Source organism: Amycolatopsis kentuckyensis, from assembly GCF_002155975.1.
Taxonomy (GTDB): domain Bacteria; phylum Actinomycetota; class Actinomycetes; order Mycobacteriales; family Pseudonocardiaceae; genus Amycolatopsis; species Amycolatopsis kentuckyensis.
Window position 1 is genome coordinate 1 of record NZ_MUMI01000056.1, and the last position, 18,766, is coordinate 18,766.

Here is an 18,766-nt window from a genome sequence, read left to right on the forward strand (position 1 = left end):
GGCGGCCGCCGCGGCGGCGACGGTCGCCATGCCGTCGTCCACCGGCAGGGAGAGCCGGCCCGCCGCGCGGTCGACGTCCGACACGGCCGGGCCGAGCGCGGCCGCCGCGGCCGGGACGTCGGCCGGGTCCGCCAGCACGACGCCCAGCCATTCGCCGCCCACCTTCCGCTTCAGCTCCTCCGGACTGCCTTCCGCGACGACCGAACCGGCGCCGAGCACCACGATCCGGTCGGCGAGCTGGTCGGCTTCTTCGAGGTACTGCGTGGTGAGCACCACGGTGATGCCGCCGCGGACCTGCTCGCGGATCTCGGCCCACAGCAGCCGGCGGCTGGCCGGGTCCAGCCCGGCGCTCGGCTCGTCGAGGAACAGCACCGCGGGCCGGGTGACCAGGCAGCAGGCCAGGTCGAGCCGGCGGCGCATCCCGCCCGAGTAGGTGCCCGCCTGCCGGTCCGCGGCGGCGGTGAGGTCGAACCGCTCCAGCAGCTCGCCCGCCCGCGCGCGGGCGCCCCGGCTGCCCAGCCGCAGCAATCGGCCCAGCAGCACCAGGTTTTCCCGGCCGGTGAGCTGGGCGTCGACGGCCGCGTACTGGCCGGCGAGCGCGATCCGGCGCCGGACTTCCCGGGGCTCGCGGGCGACGTCGAACCCGGCGACGCGGGCGGACCCGCCACCGGGCGCGAGCAGCGTCGCGAGGATGCGGATGGTGGTGGTCTTGCCGGCCCCGTTGTGGCCGAGCAGGCCCAGCACGGTCCCGGACGGCACCTGCAGATCGACGCCGCGCAGCGCTTCGTGGCCGGGATAACGCTTGCGCAGCCGGTAGGTCTCGACGACCGCGTCCACTTCGGACCCCTTTCCTGGCGGTTGCCCGCCGATCCTGGCCCCGGCCGAACTGGCATGGCGCCAACTCGCGCTTTTGCGGTTTGCCAGTCCCGGGCTGCTGATACTGGCGGCCCCGCCATCCCCCGGAGAGGAGCGCCCCGATGCCCGAAACCGCGCTACCGTTGACCGCGGCCCAGTCGGAGCTGTGGCAGCGCTGCGTCCGCGAGCCGGGCAACGCCGTGTACAACCTCGGCGGCGTCTACGACATCCACGGCCCGCTCGACGCCGGCCGGTGGGCGGACGCGGTGCGGGCCGCCGTCCGCGAAGCCGAGACCCTGCGCGTGCAGTTCGTGGCCGAAGACGGTGAGGTGCGGCAGGCCGTCGTGGCCGGGGAACCCGAGATCGCGCTGCTCGAGCTGAGCTGTGACGCGGCCGAAGCGTGGATGCGGGCGGACGTCCGCAAGCCCTTCGACCTGACCGCGCCGATGGTGCCCCGGTTCGCGCTGATCCGCGTCGCCCCCGAGCACCACCTCGGCTACGTGGCCGTCCACCACGTCGTGTCCGACGGTTTCAGCCAGCTCCTGTTGTTCCGGCGCATCCTCGAGATCTACGACGCCGGACCGGCGGCGGGGGAGGGCGCGCCGCCGCCCCTGCGGCTCCTGGTCGAAGACGACGTGGCGTACCACGCCGATCCCGCCCGGCACGGGAGCGACCGGGCGATGTGGGCGAGCAGGTTCTCCGGGAAGCCCGAGCCCACGACGCTGTCGAGCCGTCCGTTCGTGCCCGCGGCCGACTTCGTCCGCGAGGCCGCGCTGGTGCCCGGCGAAGTCGCGCGGGAACTCAGGGCGGCCGCGTGGGACGTCCGGGCGGCCCTGCCCAGCCTGCTGATCGCCGCGACGGCGGCGTACGTGCAGCGGATGACCGGCACGACTGACGTCCTGCTGAACCTGCTGACCACCGCCCGCACGGACCCGCGGCTGCGGTCGGTGCCCGGCATGGTGGCGAACGCGGTGCCGGTGCCGGTGCCGATCCGGCCGGGGATGACCCGCGGCGAGCTCGTCGCGGAGGCGGCCGTGGAGATCAAGCGGACGGTGCGGCACCAGCGCTACCGCGGGCGGAAGGTGCGCGGCCACATGGGACTGCCCGGTGATCCGCGCCCGTTCGGCCCCACCGTGAACATCCTGCGCGTCGGCCAGGAACGGTTCTTCGGCGACTGCCGCGCGACCGTGCACGACGTGTCCACCGGCCAGGTCGACGACATCGAGTTCGTCATCGGCGAAACCCCCGAGGGCGGCCTTCCCCTCACCGTCATCGCCAACCCCGCGCTGTACCGCCCGGACGAGGTGGCCGCGCACGCCGCGCGGTTCGTGGCGTTCCTCGCGGACTTCGCCCGGGAGGGAGTGCTGTGACGACCCAGGGACTGCAGGACGTCCTGCCGCCGACGCCGTTGCAGGAAGGGCTGCTCTACCACGCCGCACTGGGCGGGACCGACGTCTACAGCGTCCAGCTCGTCGTCGACCTCGAAGGCGACCTCGACGCCGAAGCGCTGCGGGCGGCCGGGCAGGCGCTGCTGGACCGGCACCCGGCCCTGCGTGCCTGCTTCCGGCGCCGCCGCTCCGGCGAACCGGTGCAGGTCGTCCCGGCCCGGGCCCGCCTGCCGTGGCACGAGGTCGACCTCCGCGGCCGCCCGGACGGCGAAGCGGACGCGCTCGTCGACGCCGAGCGCGTCCGCCCGTTCGACGTCGAAAACCCGCCACTGCTGCGGTTCCTGCTGATCCGGCTGGACGGGAAGCGGTACCGGTTCGTCTCGACCAACCACCACGTCCTCACCGACGGCTGGTCGATGCCGCTGATCCTGCGCGACCTCTTCGCGCTCTACGCCGGCCGGCCGGTCCCGCCGGTGCCGGATTACCGCGACTACCTGAAGTGGCTGCGCGGCCAGGACCGCGCCGCGGCCGAACAGGCCTGGCGCGACGCTCTCGACGGTCTCGCCGAGCCGACGCTGATCGCCGCGCCCGGGCAGCTGCGCGAGCCGAAATTGCCCGAGGCGCTGGTCGTGGCCGTGCCCGACCGGCTGACCGCGGACGTCACCGCGTGGGCGCGGGCCGGCGGGATGACGCTCAACACCGTCCTGCAGGGCTGCTGGGCGATCGTGCTCGGCGGGCTCACCGGCCGCTCCGACGTCGTGTTCGGTGCGGTCACCGCGGGCCGGCCGCCGGAGGTCGCGGGCATCGAGGACATGGTCGGGCTGTTCATCAACACCTTGCCCGTCCGGGTCCGGCTCGACCCGGCCGCCACGCTCGCCGGCACGCTGGAACGCCTGCAGCGCGACCAGTTCGGCCTGCTGCCGCACCAGCACCTCGCGCTCTGGGAGGTCCAGCAGCAGGCCGGGCTCGGCGAGCTGTTCGACGCGGCGTTCGTCTTCGAGAGCTACCCGCTCGCGTCCGAAGGGTTCGACGGCGAGCTCGCCGGGCTGCGCGCGAGCGCCGCCGAAGCCCGGGACGCCACCCACTACGCGCTGAGCCTGACCGCGGCGCCGGGCCGGCAGCTGAGCCTGCGCCTGGAGTACCGCGACGACGTCCTCGACGCCGTGACCGCCCGCCGCACCCTCGACCGGGTCCTGGACCTCCTGCGGACCGTGGTCGCCGAGCCGGACCGGCCCCTGGGCCGGGTTCCCCTGCTCGCCGAGGCCGAGCTGGCCGGCGTGCTGGCCGTCGGCCGCGGGCCGCGGCACGAGCCGGGCCCGCCGGTCGCGGACCTGGTCGAGGCGCAGGCGGCGCGCACCCCGGACGCCGTCGCCGTCGAACACGACGGCGCCGGACTGACCTACCGGGAGCTGAACGCGCGGGCCAACCGGCTGGCGCACCGGCTGATCGCCGCGGGCGCCGGGCCGGAGCAGGTGGTGGCCGTCGTGCTGCCGCGCTCGGCGGACCTGGTCGTCGCGGCCCTCGCGGTCGCCAAGTCCGGCGCGGCCTACTTCCCGGTCGACCCCGGGTACCCGGCCGAGCGGATCGCCGGGCTGATCGCCGACACCGCACCGGTCGTCGTGCTGCGCGACGCCGGGTTCGAGCAAACCGCTGCCGGCGACCGGCCGGACACCGACCCGCCGCGCGACGTGCGGCCGGACCACCCCGCGTACGTGATCAGCACGTCCGGTTCGACCGGCCGCCCCAAGGGGGTCGTGGTGCCGGTGCGGGCGCTGGCCAACGCGATCGCCGACGTCGTCCGCACCTGCGGGCACGCGCCGGGGGACCGGGTGCTGGCCGTCGCCGCGCCGACGTTCGACATCTCCCTCGAAGAGCTGTTCGCGCCGCTGACCGCCGGGGCCACCCTCGTCGTCGCCGGCCGTGACACCGTCCGCGACCCGGTCGCGCTGACCCGCCTGATCCGCGAAGCCCGGATCACGCTGATGGACGCCGGGCCCGCGCTGTGGCACTACGTCCTGGAAGAGGACGCCGCCGCGCTCGCCGGGCTGCGGGCGATCGTCGGCGGCGAGGCGGTCGGGGCCGAGCTGGCGAACCGGCTGCGCGCGGCGACCCGCGGGGTCGTCCACTTCTACGGCCCCACCGAAACCACGATCAACGCCACCGGCCGCACGCTCCCGGAGCACGTCGGCGACGCGCCGCCGATCGGGCGGCCGATCGCCAACACCGACGCCTACGTGCTCGACTCCGCGCTGCGGCCGGTGCCGCCCGGCGTCACCGGCGAGCTGTACCTCGCGGGCACCCAGGTCGCACGCGGCTACCTGCGCCGCCCCGGCCTCACCGCCGAGCGGTTCGTCGCCGATCCCTTCGGCCCGGCGGGCACGCGGATGTACCGCACCGGCGACCGCGCCCGCTGGCACCGGGGCGAGCTGGAGTTCCGCGGCCGCGCCGACGAGCAGGTCAAGATCCGCGGCTTCCGCATCGAGCCCGGCGAGGTCGAAGCCGTGCTCGCCGACGGCGACGACGTCACCGGCGTGCTCGTGCTGGCCCGGGACGACGACGGCGACCGCCGCCTGGTCGCCTACGTGACCGGCCCGGCCGAACCGGACGAGCTGCGCGCGCGGGCGGCGGCCCGGCTGCCCGAGCACTGCGTGCCCTCGGCGTTCGTGGTCCTCGGCAGTTTCCCGCTGACCTCCCACGGCAAGGTGGACCGCCGCGCCCTGCCCGCACCGGACTTCTCCGGCGGGCGGGACCGCCGCGCCCGGACCTCCCTGGAGCAGATCCTCTGCATGCTGTTCGCCGAGGTGCTCAAGGTGCCGTCGGTCGGTGCCGGGGACGACTTCTTCCACCTCGGCGGGCACTCGGTCCTCGCCACCCGGCTGGCCGGGCGGATCCGCACGGTCCTGGGCGCCGACCTGGGCGTCCGGACGATCTTCGAGGCACCGACCGTCGCCGAGCTGGCGGGCCGGCTCGCCGGTGCCGCCGCGGTCCGCCCCGCGCTGACCGCCCGGCCGCGGCCGGGTGCGGACCTGCCGCTGTCGTCGGTCCAGGAACGCTTCTGGTTCATCGACGAGCTCGCCGGACCGGCCGGCTCGCTGGAGATGCCGCCGCTGGCGATCCGGCTGCACGGCGAGCTGGACGTCGAGGCGTTCGCCGCCGCGCTGGGCGACGTCGTCGAGCGGCACGAGTCCCTGCGCACGCTGTACCCGGTTGTCGACGGCGAACCGCGGCAGCGCATCCTGAGCGTCGCGGAGGCGCGCGAACTCGCCCGCCTCGACGTCCGCGGGCCCGGCCCGATCGCCTCGGTGCACCGGCGCTTCGACACCACCGCCGAACTGCCGGTGCGGGCGGTGCTCTTCCGCGAGGCCGCCGACGAGCACCTGTTCGTCCTGATCCTGCACCAGATCGCCGTCGACGGCTGGTCGCTGGTCCCGCTCGCCCGCGACTTCGCCGACGCCTACAACGCCCGCGCCGCCGGCCACGCTCCGGAGTGGCCCCCGCTGAAGGTGCAGTACGCGGACTACACGCTGTGGCAGCACGAGATCCTCGGCGAGGAGTCCGATCCGGACAGTGGCTTCGCGCGCCAGCTGGCCCACTGGAAGTCCGCTTTGGACGGTCTGCCGGAGGAACTGCCGCTGCCCGTGGACCGGCCGCGGCCGGCGCTGCCGTCCTACCGGGGCCTCGGTTTCGACTTCGAGATCGACGCGGCGACCCACCGCACGCTCACCGCCGTCTGCCGCCAGACCGGCACCACCGCGTTCATGGTCGTGCAGGCCGCGCTCGCGGTGCTGCTGGGCAAGCTCGGCGCGGGCACGGACATCCCGCTCGGCACCGCCGTGGCCGGGCGCACCGACGAGGCACTGGACGACCTCATCGGCAACTTCGTCAACGTCCTGGTGCTGCGGACCGATCTCGGCGGCGACCCGACGTTCCGCGAGCTGCTGAACCGGGTCCGGCGCACCGACCTGGCCGCGTTCAGCCACCAGGACGTGCCGTTCCAGCGGGTGGTCGACGCGCTCAACCCGGTGCGCTCGCCCGCGCGGCACCCGCTGTTCCAGGTGATGCTCGAGTTCGAGAACCTCGACGAAGCACGCTTCGAGTTCGACGGCCTGGAAGCGGGGTTCGAGCACCAGGCCCTCGAAGCCATGGACTACGACCTCATGTTCATCATGCGGGAGCGCCACGACGAGGACGGCGCGCCCGCGGGCATCCGGGCGTTCCTGGAGGCCGCCGCCGACCTGTTCGATCCGGAGACCGGCCAGGCGATCGCCCGGCGGCTCGTCCGGCTGCTCGGCGAGCTGGCCGCGGCCCCGGACCGGCCGATCAGCGCGTTCACCGTGCTCGACCCGGCCGAGCGCGAACTGGTGCTGACCACGTGGAACGAGACCACGCGCGAGGAGGAGTTCGTCGACGTGCCCACGAGGGTGCGGGAACGCGCGCGGACGACGCCCGACGCGGAGGCGATCGCCGACGACGACGGCGCGTGGACCTACCGCGAGCTGTGGGCGTTCGCCTCGGGCGTGGCCGCGACGCTGCCCGGCCGGGGCGCGGTGGTGGGCATCCTCGGGGAGCCCGGCCGCGAGTTCGCCGGTTCGGTGCTCGGGGTCTGGGCCGCGGGCGGGGCGTACGTGCCGGTGGATCCGGCCGCGCCGGTCGAGCGGATCGCCGGGATGCTCACCGACGCGGGCGCGTCCGTGCTGCTGGACGGCCCGCGAGCGGAGGAGATCGCCGCGGCCGTGCCGGGCCTGCGGATCGTCGGCGGTCGAGGGTCCACTGTGGACTTCGCGCCCGTGTCGCGGCACCCCGGCGATGCGGCGTACGTACTCTTCACCTCCGGCTCGACCGGACGGCCCAAGGGCGTCGTCGTCTGCGACGGCGGCATGGTGAACCACCTGCTCGCCAAGCTCGAGGACCTGGGCCTGACCGCGGCCGACACCGTGCTGCAGAACGCCCCGCTGACGTTCGACATCTCGGTGTGGCAGCTGTTCGCCGCGCTGCTGGCCGGCGGCGCCGTCCGGGTCGTGGGCGCCGACCTGCGGTCCGACCCGCGCCGGCTGTTCGACGTCGTGGACGCGGACGGCGTCACCGTGGTCGAGGTGGTGCCGTCACTGCTGCGCACCGCCCTCGACGACTGGGACCCGCGGGTGGACCTGGCCGCCGTGCGCCGGCTGGTGGTCACCGGCGAGGCGTTCCCGCCGGACCTGCGCGACCGCTGGCTCGCCCGGTTCCCGGACATCGGCCTGGTCAACGCCTACGGCCCCACCGAGTGCTCGGACGACGTCACGCACGCCTCGCTCGGCTCCGGCGGCGTCGTCCCGATCGGACGGCCGGTGCGCAACACGCAGCTCTACGTGCTGGGCCCGGAGCTGCGGCTCGTCCCGCCGGGGGTGGTCGGCGAGCTGTACGTCGGCGGCGTGGGGGTGGCCCGCGGTTACGCCGGCCGCGCCGCCGGCACCGCCGAGCGCTTCCTCGCGAACCCGTTCGGCCCGCCCGGCGCGCGGATGTACCGCACCGGTGACCGCGTCCGCTGGAACCGCGACGGCGAGCTGGAGTACTTCGGCCGCGCCGACGACCAGGTCAAGGTCCGGGGCGTGCGCATCGAGCCGGGCGAGGTCGAAGCGGCGCTGCACGCGCTGGACGGCGTCCGCGCCGCCGCGGCCGCGGTCCGGCCCGACCCTGCGGGACAGCCGTCCCTCGTCGGCTATGTGGTGCCCGCCGGCGACTTCGACGTCACGGCGGCGCGCGCGGCCTTGGCCGGGAAGCTGCCGGCGGCGCTCGTGCCCGCGGTGCTCGTCCCGGTGGACGCCCTGCCGGTCGACGGGAACGGCAAGATCGCCCGGCGGGCGCTGCCCGAGCCCGCGTGGCCGGTGGCCACCCGGGCGGGTGGTGAGCCGAAGACGCCGCGCGAAGAGATCCTCCGCGGACTGTTCGCGGACATCCTCGGGCAGTTCGCGATCGGGACCGGCGACAGCTTCTTCGCCCTCGGCGGGCATTGGCTGCTGGCCACCCGCCTGGTCGGCCGCGTCCGCGCGGTCTTCGGCGTCGAACTGCCGGTCTCGGCCGTGTTCGAGGCGCCGACCGTCGCCGGGCTGGCCCGGGCGATCGACGCCGCGACCGCCCCGGCCCGGCCGGCGCTGCGGGCGGGGGAGCGGCCCGGTCGGATCCCGCTGTCGTTCGCCCAGCAGCGGCTGTGGTTCCTCGACCAGCTCGGCGACGGCGGTCCGGCCTACCACATCCCGACGGTGGTGCGGCTGACCGGCGAGGTCGACGGGGACGCCGTCCGGGCGGCGCTCGCGGACGTCGTCGTCCGCCACGAGAGCCTGCGCACGGTCTTCCCGGAGCACGAGGGGTCCCCGTACCAGCACGTGCTCGACCCGGACGAAGCCGTGGCCCGCCTGCGCTTCGACGTCGCCACGGAAGTCGCGGTGGAGCGGTTCGTCGACGAGGCGTTCGACCTCGCCGCCGACCTGCCGCTGCGGGTCCGCCTGTTCGCCCCGGGCGGCGGCGAGTACGTCCTCGCCCTGGTGCTGCACCACATCGCCGGGGACGCCTGGTCGTTCGGCCCGCTCACCGCCGACTTCGCCGCGGCCTACCGCGCGCGGACGGCGGGGTCGGCCCCGGAGTGGGCGGAGCTGCCCGTGCAGTACGCCGACTTCGCCCTGTGGCAACGGGAAAGCCTCGGCGACGAGTCCGATCCGGACAGTGCGGTCAGCACCCAGCTCGGCTACTGGCGGCAGGCGCTCGAGGGCACGCCGGACGAGCTGGCGCTGCCGTTCGACCGCCCGCGCCCGGCCGCGCTGTCGCTGCGCGGCGACCGGGTTCCCCTGGCCGTGGACGCCGAGACCCACCGCGGCCTGGCCGAGCTGGCCCGGCGCACCGGGACGACGGTGTTCATGGCCGTGCAGGCCGCGCTGGCGGTGACCCTGGCGAAGATCGGCGCGGGCACGGACATCCCGATCGGCACCGCGGTCGCCGGCCGCACCGACCGGGCCCTGGAAGACCTCGTCGGCTTCTTCGTCAACACGCTGGTGCTGCGCACCGACGTCGCGGGCGACCTGTCGTTCGAGGAGCTGCTCGCCCGCGTCCGCGAGACCGACCTGGCCGCGTTCGCGCACCAGGACGTGCCGTTCGAGCTGGTCGTCGACGCGCTCGACCCCGCCCGGTCCCTGGCGCGCAACCCGCTGTTCCAGGTCATGCTGGTGGCCCGGAACGTGCCGGACGCGGCCGACGAGCCCGCGGGGCTGGCCGCGGTGGTCGAGACTCCGGAGACCGGCACCGCGAAGTTCGACCTGCTCTTCGACTACGCCGAACAGCACGACGGCGGCGCGCCGGCCGGGCTGGCGGGTTCGCTGGAGTACAGCACCGACCTGTTCGATCGCGGTACCGCGGAGCGGCTCACCGGCTGGCTCATCCGTGTCCTGCGGGCCGCCGTCGCCGATCCGGCCCGCTCGATCGGAGCGCTGGAGCTGACCGGCGGCGCGGAACGCGACCGGGTGGTGACCGGGTGGAACGCCACCGCGCACCCCACACCGGCGGTCACCGTGCCCGAGCTGGTCCGCGCCCAGACCGTGGCGACGCCCGAGGCGCTCGCCGCCCTCGACGAGCACGAGCAGCTCACCTATCGCGAGCTGAACACCCGCGTCGACCGGCTCGCGCGCGCACTGGCCGGCCGCGGCGCCGGCCCGGAAACCGTGGTGGCGATCGCGCTGCCGCGGTCGGTGGACCTGGTGGTGGCGCTGCTCGCGGTCCTGCGCACCGGCGCGGCGTTCCTGCCGATCGACCCGGACTACCCGGCCGAGCGCGTCGCCCACCTCCTCGGGGACGCCCGGCCCGTGTTCGTCCTCGACGACGTCCGGCTGGACGGCGACGTCGACCACGCCGGCCTCCCCGGCCCGGTCTCGGGAGACAGCGCGGCGTACGTGATCTACACGTCGGGGTCGACCGGCAAGCCCAAGGGCGTCGTCGTCCCGCACGCGGCGCTGGCCAACCGGCTGCTGTGGATGCGGGAGACGTTCGGGCGGCCGGGCCGGGTGCTGCAGAAGACCTCGTGCGGGTTCGACGTGGCGCTGTGGGAGTTCTTCTGGCCGCTGATCTCCGGCGGGACGCTCGTCCTCGCCCGGCCCGGCGGCCACCGCGACCCGCGCTACCTCGCCGACGTCATCCGGCGCCTCGGCGTCACCGACGTCCACTTCGTCCCGTCGATGCTGCGGGAGTTCCTGCCCGAAGCCGCCGGGCTGCCCGGGCTGCGCCGCGTGTTCTGCAGCGGCGAAGCCCTCACCCCGGCCTTGCGCGACCGGCTCCACGCGACCCTGGACGTCGAGCTGCACAACCTCTACGGCCCGACCGAGACGACGATCGAGGTCACCGCGTGGACGTCGCCGCCGGGCCCGGTGGCGACCGTCCCCATCGGACGTCCACTGTGGAACACCCAGCTGTACGTGCTGGACCGGTGGCTGCGGCCGGTGCCGCCCGGCGTGGCCGGCGAGCTGTACCTCGCGGGCACGCAGCTGGCCCGCGGGTACCAGGGGCAGCCGGGGCTGTCCGCCGGACGGTTCGTCGCGAACCCGTTCGGGGCCCCCGGCTCCCGGATGTACCGCAGCGGCGACCGGGCGCGCTGGAACCACGACGGCGAGGTCGAATACCTCGGCCGAGTCGACCACCAGGTCAAGGTGCGCGGCGTCCGCGTGGAACCGGCGGAGATCGAAACCGTGCTGCGGGGCCACGACGGCGTCTCGGACGTGGTCGTGCTGCCGCGCCCGCTCGCCGCGGGCGACCACCAGCTCGTCGCCTACGTCATCGGGACCGCCGGCGCCGACGCGTTGCGGGCGCACGCGGCCGAGCGCCTGCCGCAGTACATGGTGCCCGCGGCCTTCGTCGCGCTCGCCGCGTTCCCGGTGACGGCCAGCGGGAAGCTGGACCGGGCCGCCCTGCCCGCGCCGGAGCTGTCCGGCAGCGGCCGTGCGCCCCGCACCGAGCGGGAACGCGCGCTGTGCGCCGTGTTCGCCGAGGTGCTGGAGGTGCCGTCGGTCGGTGCCGGGGACGACTTCTTCCGCCTCGGCGGGCACTCGCTCACCGCGACCCGGCTGGTCAGCCGGATCCGCGCCACGCTGGGTGCCGAACTGAGCGTCCGTACCCTGTTCGAACGGCCGACGGTCGCCGGGCTGGCCGAACGGCTGGGCCACGCCGAGGTCCGCGAGAACGCGTTCGACCCGGTGCTCCCGCTGCGGACCGGCGGGGACCTGCCGCCGCTGTTCTGCGTGCACCCGATCGGCGCGCTGAGCTGGTCCTACGCCGGGCTGCTGCCGCACCTCGACCCCCGGCGGCCGGTCTACGGCCTGCAGGCCCGCGGACTGGCCCGGGACGAGCCGCTGCCGGCGTCGCTGGAGGAGATGGCGGCGGACTACCTCGGCCGGATCCGGGCGATCCGGCCGTCCGGGCCGTATCACCTGCTGGGCTGGTCGTTCGGCGGGCTCGTCGCCCACCACATCGCGGTGTTGCTGCAGGAGCAGGGCGAAGAAACGGCTCTCCTGGCCAGCCTGGACAGCCACCCCGGGGTGCGCGGCGGCGAACCGGTGAGCGAGCAGGAGATCCACGCGACCATCGTGGACGCGACCGCCGGCTCCGGCCGCTCGCCGGACTTCGGCGAGGGCCGGCTGCGGCGGCTGGTGGCGGTGTGGCGCAACAACGACGAGCTGATGCGGAAGTTCGTGCCCGGCCACTACGCCGGGCGGTTGCTGCACTTCGCCGCCACGGACGCCCAGGACGACCCGGCCGGGTCCTGGGGCCCGCACGTCGATGCCGTCGACGTGCACGCCGTCGACGCCGTGCACGCCGACCTGGGCCAGCCCGGACCGCTGGCGCGGATTGGCGAAATCCTCGACACCGCACTGGTCGAATGTAGGCACGATTCCGGAGAGGAACAGCGATGAGCAACCCGTTCGACGACCCCGACGGCACGTTCCACGTGCTGGTCAACGACGAGAACCAGCACTCACTGTGGCCGGCCTTCGCCGAAGTGCCCGCGGGCTGGACCGTGGTCCTGCGCGACGCGACCCGCGAAGCCGCGCTGGCCCACGTCGAAGAGCACTGGACCGACATGCGGCCGGCGAGCCTCGTCCGCGCCATGGGTGAATAGGAGTCCCGCCATGACCGAAGTGCAGACCGAGCTCTACGACGAGCTCCGCGACCTGGTGGCCGACGTGCTCGAACTCGAACCCGGCGAGGTCACCGGCACGAGCTCGTTCGTCGAGGACCACGGCGTCGACTCGCTCTCGCTCATCGAGCTGGTGTCCCAGTGCGAGAAGCGCTACCGCATCCAGATCGCCGAATCGCAGCTGAAGACCATGCTCACGCTCGACGGCGTCTACCGCGTCGTCACCGAGGCGGAAGCGATCTGATGAGCCGCCGGGTGGTCGTCACCGGGCTCGGAGTCGTGTCGAGCATCGGCATCGGCCGGGCCGAGTTCGCGGCCGCGCTGCGGGCCGGCCGCAGCGGCGCCCGGCCGATCAGCGTCTTCGACACCGCGGGGTTCGAGCACACGCTGGGCTGCGAGGTCGCGGGCTTCGACCCGCGGCCCTGGATCCGCCGGATCGACCCGGACGAGCTCGGCCGGGCGAGCCGGTTCGCCGTCGCGGCGTCCCGGATGGCCGTGGAGGACGCCGGGATCACCGAGGAGGAGCTGCGGGCCCGGCGGGGCATGGTCTGCGTCGGCACCACCGACGGCGAGGCCCACGACCTCGACCGGCTGGCGGAGCTGGAGCTCGCCGACGGCCCGGCGGCGATGGACCCGGTCCTGGCCCGGCGCTCGCCGGCCACCCGGCTGTCCGCCGCCGTCGCGCGGGACCTCGCCCTGTCCGATGTGGAAGCGGTCACGGTGGCCACCGCCTGTTCGGCCGGCAACTACGCGATCGGCACCGGGTTCGACGCCGTCCGCACGGGCGAAGCCGACTTCGCCCTGTGCGGCGGTGCGGACGCCATGTGCCGCAAGACGTTCGCCGGCTTCTACCGGCTCGGAACGGTGGCGCCGGACTGCTGCCGCCCGTTCGACAAGGACCGGAAGGGCATTCTCACCGGCGAAGGCGCCGGGATGATCGTGCTGGAAACCGCGGAGTCCGCGCTGCGCCGCGGCGCCCCGATCTACGCCGAGGTGCTCGGGTACGCGCTCAACTGCGATGCCCTGCACCCCGTCGCGCCCGACCGGGCGAGCATCAAGGAGTGCATCGAGCTGGCACTGGCCGACGCCGGGGCCGAGCCGGGCGAGGTGGACCTGATTTCGGCGCACGGCACCGGCACCCCCGCGAACGACGTCACCGAAACGGGCGCGATCCGGGACGTGTACGGGGAGAAGCCGCCGCCGACCGTGTCGTTCAAGGCGATGCTCGGCCACGCGATGGGCGCCGCGAGCGCGCTGGCCGCGATCGCGTGCGGGCTGGGCATCACCCACCGGTTCATCCCGCCGACCATCAACCACCGCGAGACCGACCCGGAGTGCGCCATCGACTGCGTGCCCAACCAGGCGGTCGAGGCCGACCTGCGGATCGTGCAGAACAACGGCCTGGCCTTCGGCGGCAACAACGCCGTCGTCGTCCTCGGCCGGTTCGACGAGGAGGTGCCCCGGTGAACCCGGTCATCACGGCGTGGACGGCGGTTTCGCCGTACGGCATCGATCGCGAGTCCTTCGTGGACGGTCTGCGGGCCGGCCGCGCGGCCGCCGTGTCCGACGGCGCGGCCCACCCGGCGGCGCTGGTCCCCGGCTTCGACGTCCGCGAGCTGCTGGGCCGCAAGGGCACCCGGTCGATGGACCGGCTCATCGGGCTGGCGGTGTGGGCGGTCGGCGGCCTGACCGCCGGACGGCCCGCCGAACGCGGCGACCGCTCGGGGCTCGTGATCGGCACCATGGGCAGCCTGCAGAGCACGATGGATTTCACCCGTTCCTCGCTGACGGAGGCCAAGCCGTACTTCGTCGATCCGGGCCGGATGCCGAACTCGATCATGAACTCCGCCGCGGGGCAGTGCGCGATCCGGCACAGCCTGACCGGGCCGAACGTGACACTGGCCGGCGGGCGGGTGGCCGGTCTGTCGGCGCTGGCCTGCGCGCTGCGCCTGCTGCGGGCGGGCCGGGCGTCGAACGTGCTGGTCGGCGCCGTCGAGGAGTACTCCGACACGCGGTCCTGGATCGAAGCCCACAGCGGCGTCGGCGGCGTGCTCGGCGAGGGCTGCGTGATGCTGCGCGTCGAGCCCGCGGGGGAGCACCCGGCGCTGGCCGAGGTGCTCGCCGTGCGGTCGCGGGTCGCGCCGCCGGGTGACGTCGAGGGCGTGCTGTCGTCCTGTGTGGACGATGCACTGGCCGCGGCGGGCGTGTCCGCGGGTGAGGTCGCGATCGAGTTCTGGTCCGGCGTGCCGGGCCGCCCCGACCCGGTGGCGGAGCTGATCGGCGACACCGGCGCGGCGACGGCGATGTTCCAGGTCGCCGCGGTGCTGGCGACCGGCGAGCCGGGCGAGGTCGCCCTGGTCGGCTCGGCCGACCGCGACGGTGCGGTGGTGGCCGCGGTCCTGCGCCTCGGCGGCCCGCGATGAGCGGGGTGGCCCTGGTCAGCGGTGGCTCGCGGGGCATCGGGCGGGCGGTCGCGATGCGCTTGGCCGGCGACGGCTTCGACGTCAGCTTCTGCTACCGCGCCGACGAAGACGCCGCCCGCGAGGTCGAGAAGGAGCTGGCCGGGCGGGGCGTGCGGGTGCTGGCCGAGCGGGCCGACGTCGCCGACGCCGCTGCCGTCCGGGCGTGGGTCGCGCGCACCGAGCGCGAACTCGGCCCGGTCGCGGTCGCGGTGACGTCGGCGGGGATCACCCGCGACCAGCCGCTGGTCCGGATGCCGGACGAGGACTGGAAAGCCGTCCTGGAGACCAATCTGGACGGCGTGTACCACGTGAGCCGCTCGGTCGTGTTCGGGATGATGAAGCGCAAGGCGGGCACGGTGATCGCGATCAGCTCGATCGCCGGCGTGCACGGCGCGGCCGGGCAGACCAACTACAGCGCCTCGAAGGCGGGCACGATCGGGTTCTGCAAGGCCCTGGCCAAGGAGGTCGGGCGCTACGGCGTGCGCGTCAACGTGGTGGCACCGGGGTTCATCGACACCGACATGGTCGCGGTGCTCGACGAGCGGACCCGCGAGCGCGCGCTGGCCGACATCCCGCTGCGGCGGTTCGGCACCCCCGGCGAGGTCGCGGACCTGGCCGGCTTCCTGGCCTCCGACCAGGCCCGGTACATCACCGGCTCGGTGCTGCACGTCGACGGCGGGCTCATCCGGTGACCCGCGAGCCGGAGCCGTTCCGCGTTCGGCGGACCCCGGCTCCGCGCGGAACCGAACTGTCTTCGCCTCCGCCTCCTCCCGTACCTAACGTGAGCGAGGCGGCTCCGCACATCGGTGGAGCCGCGGGCGACGGGACGGTGATCAGCATGAGCGAGGCGGCCCTGCGCCGGGGAAGGCGGCTCCCGGAGGACCCGGAGCCGGCGGCCGGGATGGTCGAACTGGACGGTGACCTGGTCGCCCGGCGGGTGAACGGCGCCTGCGCGCGGCTCTTCGGCACGACCCCGGACGACCTCATCGGCACCCGGTTCCCCGGCTGGTTCCCGCCCGCGGTCCAGGAGACCGTGCGGCGCGGGCTGGCGGAGCTGGTGGCGGGCCGGACGGACGCCTTCGACGAGCGGCTCGCCGGCCCGGTCTCCGCGGACGTGGCCGCGCGCGCCATCACCGGCGCGGACGGCGAGGTGGGCCTGGTGCTGCTGCTCCGCCCGGTCGAGCCGGCTGACCCGGTCCGGCTGTCCGGCCTCGACGTCCGGATCCTCGAAGGGCTGGCGGCGGGCGAGCCGACGGTCCGGATCGCGATGCGGCTGTACCTGAGCCGCCAGGCCGTGGACTACCGCATCGGCGCGATGCTGCGCCGGCTCGAGGCCCCGAGCCGGGCGGCCCTCGTGTCGAAGGCCTACGCGGCGGGATTGCTGTGCGCGGCGCACTGGCCGCCGCGCGTGGCCCCGCACGCCCGGGACGACTGAGTCTCCGCGCCGCGGGGTTCCGGCTCCCGTGGATCGCGGGTACCGGCCCGGCCGTCCGGATTGTTGAATTGCCGTCATTCGAGCGCTACGGGGTGAATGACATGGGCGAACCGGCAACCTGGCACGTCGCGTGCGTCGACGGGCAATTCCGTGTGGTGACCGCCGAAGACGGGTTCTTCGCGGTTTTCGGCGTTTCCGCGTTCGAGCTGCGGCACCGCGCTCTGCTCGACTACCTGCACCCCGATTTCGCCGAAGAACCGCGGCGCGCGCTGACGGACCTCGCGACCGGGGCCCGGTTCGAAGCGGCCGCCCGGGTGGTGCTCGCCGGTCCCGGCGGGACGGCGGTGCCCGCGGAGCTGACCGCGCTGGCGCTGGCGGGTTCGCGGCGGATCGTGGTGGCCGTCCGGCCGGACGCGGACCGGCCGCCACGGGCCCGCCGTCCGCTCCTGACGCCACTGGAGGCCCTGGTCCTGGAGGGGCTGGCGGCCGGGGTGCCGACGGCGGAGCTGGCCCGGCGGGCCCACCTGAGCCGCCAGGGCGTGGAGTACCACGTCGGTGCGCTGATCCGCCGGTTCGGTGTCCCCAACCGGACGTCCCTGGTGGCCAGGGCCCACGCGGAGGGGCTGTACACGACCCCGGCCTGGCCGCCCCGCGTCGACCCGCGGCTGCTGGACGGAACCCGCAAGGCCGCCGGTTCCTGACCCGGGCGCCGTGCCTCGAATGGCTCGTTCCCGGCGTGGGACGCCGGGAACGAGTCGTTCACGACGTCGCGGGTGGCGCGAACCAGGCCGCGGAGTCGCCCGCCACGACATCGCCTTCCCCGCTGGCCAGCACGACCTCGCCCCACTCCGCGGGCGGGGTGAACGCGCCGGCGCCGGTGTTGACCACGCACACCAGATCGCCGCGGCGGAACGCGAAGACCGCGTCAGCGCCCGTCTCGAGCCACTCCACCGGCCCGGGTGCGCCGAGCCCGAGCTCCCGCCGCGTCCGGATCGCCCGGCGGTACAGGTGCACCGTCGATGTGCTGTCCTTCTCCTGGACGTCGGCGGCGTACCGGGCGAACCACGCCGGTTGCGGCAACCAGGGCGTCCCGGTGCTGAAGCCGAACGCCGGCGCGTCAGCGGACCACGGCAGCGGGACGCGGCAGCCGTCGCGGCCCTTCTCGCGGCCGGCCGAGCGGTGGAACACCGGGTCCTGGCGGGCGTCGTCCGGCAGGTCGAGGACCTCGGGCAGGCCGAGCTCCTCGCCCTGGTACAGGAAGACCGAACCGGGCAGGGCCAGCAGCAGGAGCAGCGCCGCCCGGGCGCGGCGCTCGCCCAGGGCCGCGTCGACCTCACCGCGGGGCCGCATGAGCGCCGCGAACGCGTCGTTGCTCGGGGGCGCCGGCTCGGGGCGGACGATGCCGTAGCGGGTGACCGCCCGGTGCACGTCGTGGTTGGCCAGCGTCCACGCCGCCGGCGCGCCGTGCGCGGCGGTCCGGGCCGCGGCGCGCTCGACGGCGCCGCGCAGTGCCCGCGCCTCCCACGGCTGGACGAGCAGGTCGAACGAGAACGCCTGGTGCAGCTCGTCCGGGCGCAGGTACTGGTCGAGGTCGGCCGGGTCCGGGACCCAGACCTCGCCGACCAGCAGCAGGTCGCGGCCCGGGCCGTAGCCCGCGGCGAGCGCGCGCCAGCGGCGGAAGATCTCGTGCACCTCCGGCTGGTTCCAGCTGTGGGCGTTGTAGCCGTCGCCGTCCCAGTCGCGCAGGGCCGCGTCCTTGATCAGCCCGTGGCAGACGTCGATGCGGAAGCCGTCCACACCCCGGTCGAACCAGAACCGCAGGACGTCGTCGAACTCGGCGACGACCTCGGGGTGGCGCCAGTCGAAGTCCGGCTGCCCGGGAGCGAACAGGTGCAGGTACCACTGCCCGGGCGTGCCGTCGGGCTCGGTGACGCGCGTCCAGGCGGGACCGCCGAAGACGGACCGCCAGTTGTTGGGCGGCTCGTCGCCCCGGCCGTCGCGGAAGAGGAACCGGGCGCGCTCGGGGGAGCCGGGGCCGGCGGCGAGCGCCGCGGTGAACCACGGGTGCCGGTCCGAGCAGTGGTTCGGGACGAGGTCCATCAGGATCCGCAGCCCGCGCGCGTGCGCCTCGGCGACCAGGCGGTCGAACGTTCCGAGGGTGCCGTACTCCGGGTTGATCCCGCGGTAGTCGGCGATGTCGTAGCCGTGGTCCGCTTGCGGCGAGGGGTAGCACGGGTTGAGCCAGATCGCGTCGGCGCCGAGCCCGGCGAGGTGATCGAGCCGCCCGATCACCCCGGCGAGGTCACCCACGCCGTCACCGTCGCCGTCGGCGAAGGACCGGACATAGAGCTGGTACACGACCGCGTCGTCCCAGAACGACCGGGCGCGGGAAGGGAGGGCCACGGCCCGATTCTCGCACGCGGGCCCGTGAGCGCCCGGTTGAGCTTTTTCCGCGGATCGCGCGTGGAGCGTGAAG

The 18,766-nt window shown here is 74.8% G+C and carries 10 protein-coding genes and 1 pseudogene; 9 read left to right on the forward strand and 2 right to left on the reverse strand.

Features of this window, described 5'->3' with window-relative positions:
- Nucleotides 1–837 (reverse strand): ATP-binding cassette domain-containing protein (locus CCN39_RS05790; RefSeq protein ID WP_086839087.1); only part of this gene is annotated, 837 nt, incomplete at its 3' end.
- Nucleotides 838–977: 140 nt separating this feature from the next.
- On the opposite strand from CCN39_RS05790, the gene CCN39_RS05795 reads away from it, so the two are divergent.
- The 9 genes and pseudogenes from CCN39_RS05795 to CCN39_RS05835 all read left to right on the forward strand — a co-directional run bounded on the left by CCN39_RS05795 (nt 978) and on the right by CCN39_RS05835 (nt 16,991).
- The gene (locus CCN39_RS05795; protein ID WP_086839089.1) at nt 978–2,225 is read left to right on the forward strand and encodes a condensation domain-containing protein; all 1,248 of its coding nucleotides are present in this window, start codon (nt 978–980) and stop codon (nt 2,223–2,225) included.
- A gap of 26 nt (nt 2,226–2,251) precedes the next feature.
- A pseudogene (locus CCN39_RS05800) lies at nt 2,252–12,169 on the forward strand (non-ribosomal peptide synthetase); the annotation flags it as partial.
- Complete coding sequence (locus CCN39_RS05805; protein WP_086839093.1) at nt 12,166–12,375, forward strand: MbtH family protein; 210 nt, start codon at nt 12,166–12,168, stop codon at nt 12,373–12,375. The pseudogene CCN39_RS05800 and the gene CCN39_RS05805, both read left to right, overlap by 4 nt.
- A gap of 10 nt (nt 12,376–12,385) precedes the next feature.
- Complete coding sequence (locus CCN39_RS05810) at nt 12,386–12,637, forward strand: acyl carrier protein (RefSeq protein ID WP_086839095.1); 252 nt, start codon at nt 12,386–12,388, stop codon at nt 12,635–12,637.
- The gene (locus tag CCN39_RS05815; protein WP_086839097.1) at nt 12,637–13,860 is read left to right on the forward strand and encodes a beta-ketoacyl-[acyl-carrier-protein] synthase family protein; all 1,224 of its coding nucleotides are present in this window, start codon (nt 12,637–12,639) and stop codon (nt 13,858–13,860) included. Before CCN39_RS05810 ends, CCN39_RS05815 begins: the two co-directional genes overlap by 1 nt.
- A complete protein-coding gene (locus CCN39_RS05820) occupies nt 13,857–14,816 on the forward strand; it encodes a beta-ketoacyl synthase N-terminal-like domain-containing protein (protein ID WP_086839099.1) in 960 nt (319 codons plus the stop codon). Before CCN39_RS05815 ends, CCN39_RS05820 begins: the two co-directional genes overlap by 4 nt.
- Nucleotides 14,813–15,547, forward strand: coding sequence for a 3-oxoacyl-[acyl-carrier-protein] reductase (gene fabG / locus CCN39_RS05825; protein ID WP_086839101.1), 735 nt, complete (start codon nt 14,813–14,815; stop codon nt 15,545–15,547). The genes CCN39_RS05820 and fabG overlap by 4 nt, the downstream gene beginning before the upstream one ends.
- A 146-nt stretch (nt 15,548–15,693) precedes the next feature.
- Complete coding sequence (locus tag CCN39_RS51020) at nt 15,694–16,290, forward strand: PAS domain-containing protein (RefSeq protein WP_208630154.1); 597 nt, start codon at nt 15,694–15,696, stop codon at nt 16,288–16,290.
- A gap of 101 nt (nt 16,291–16,391) precedes the next feature.
- Nucleotides 16,392–16,991: a LuxR C-terminal-related transcriptional regulator gene (locus tag CCN39_RS05835; protein WP_086839105.1), complete on the forward strand. Its 600-nt coding sequence runs from the start codon at nt 16,392–16,394 to the stop codon at nt 16,989–16,991.
- A gap of 58 nt (nt 16,992–17,049) precedes the next feature.
- Here CCN39_RS05835 and CCN39_RS05840 read toward each other — a convergent pair whose 3' ends face one another.
- Complete coding sequence (locus tag CCN39_RS05840) at nt 17,050–18,693, reverse strand: glycoside hydrolase family 13 protein (RefSeq protein WP_086839108.1); 1,644 nt, start codon at nt 18,691–18,693, stop codon at nt 17,050–17,052.
- Nucleotides 18,694–18,766: the final 73 nt, after the last annotated feature.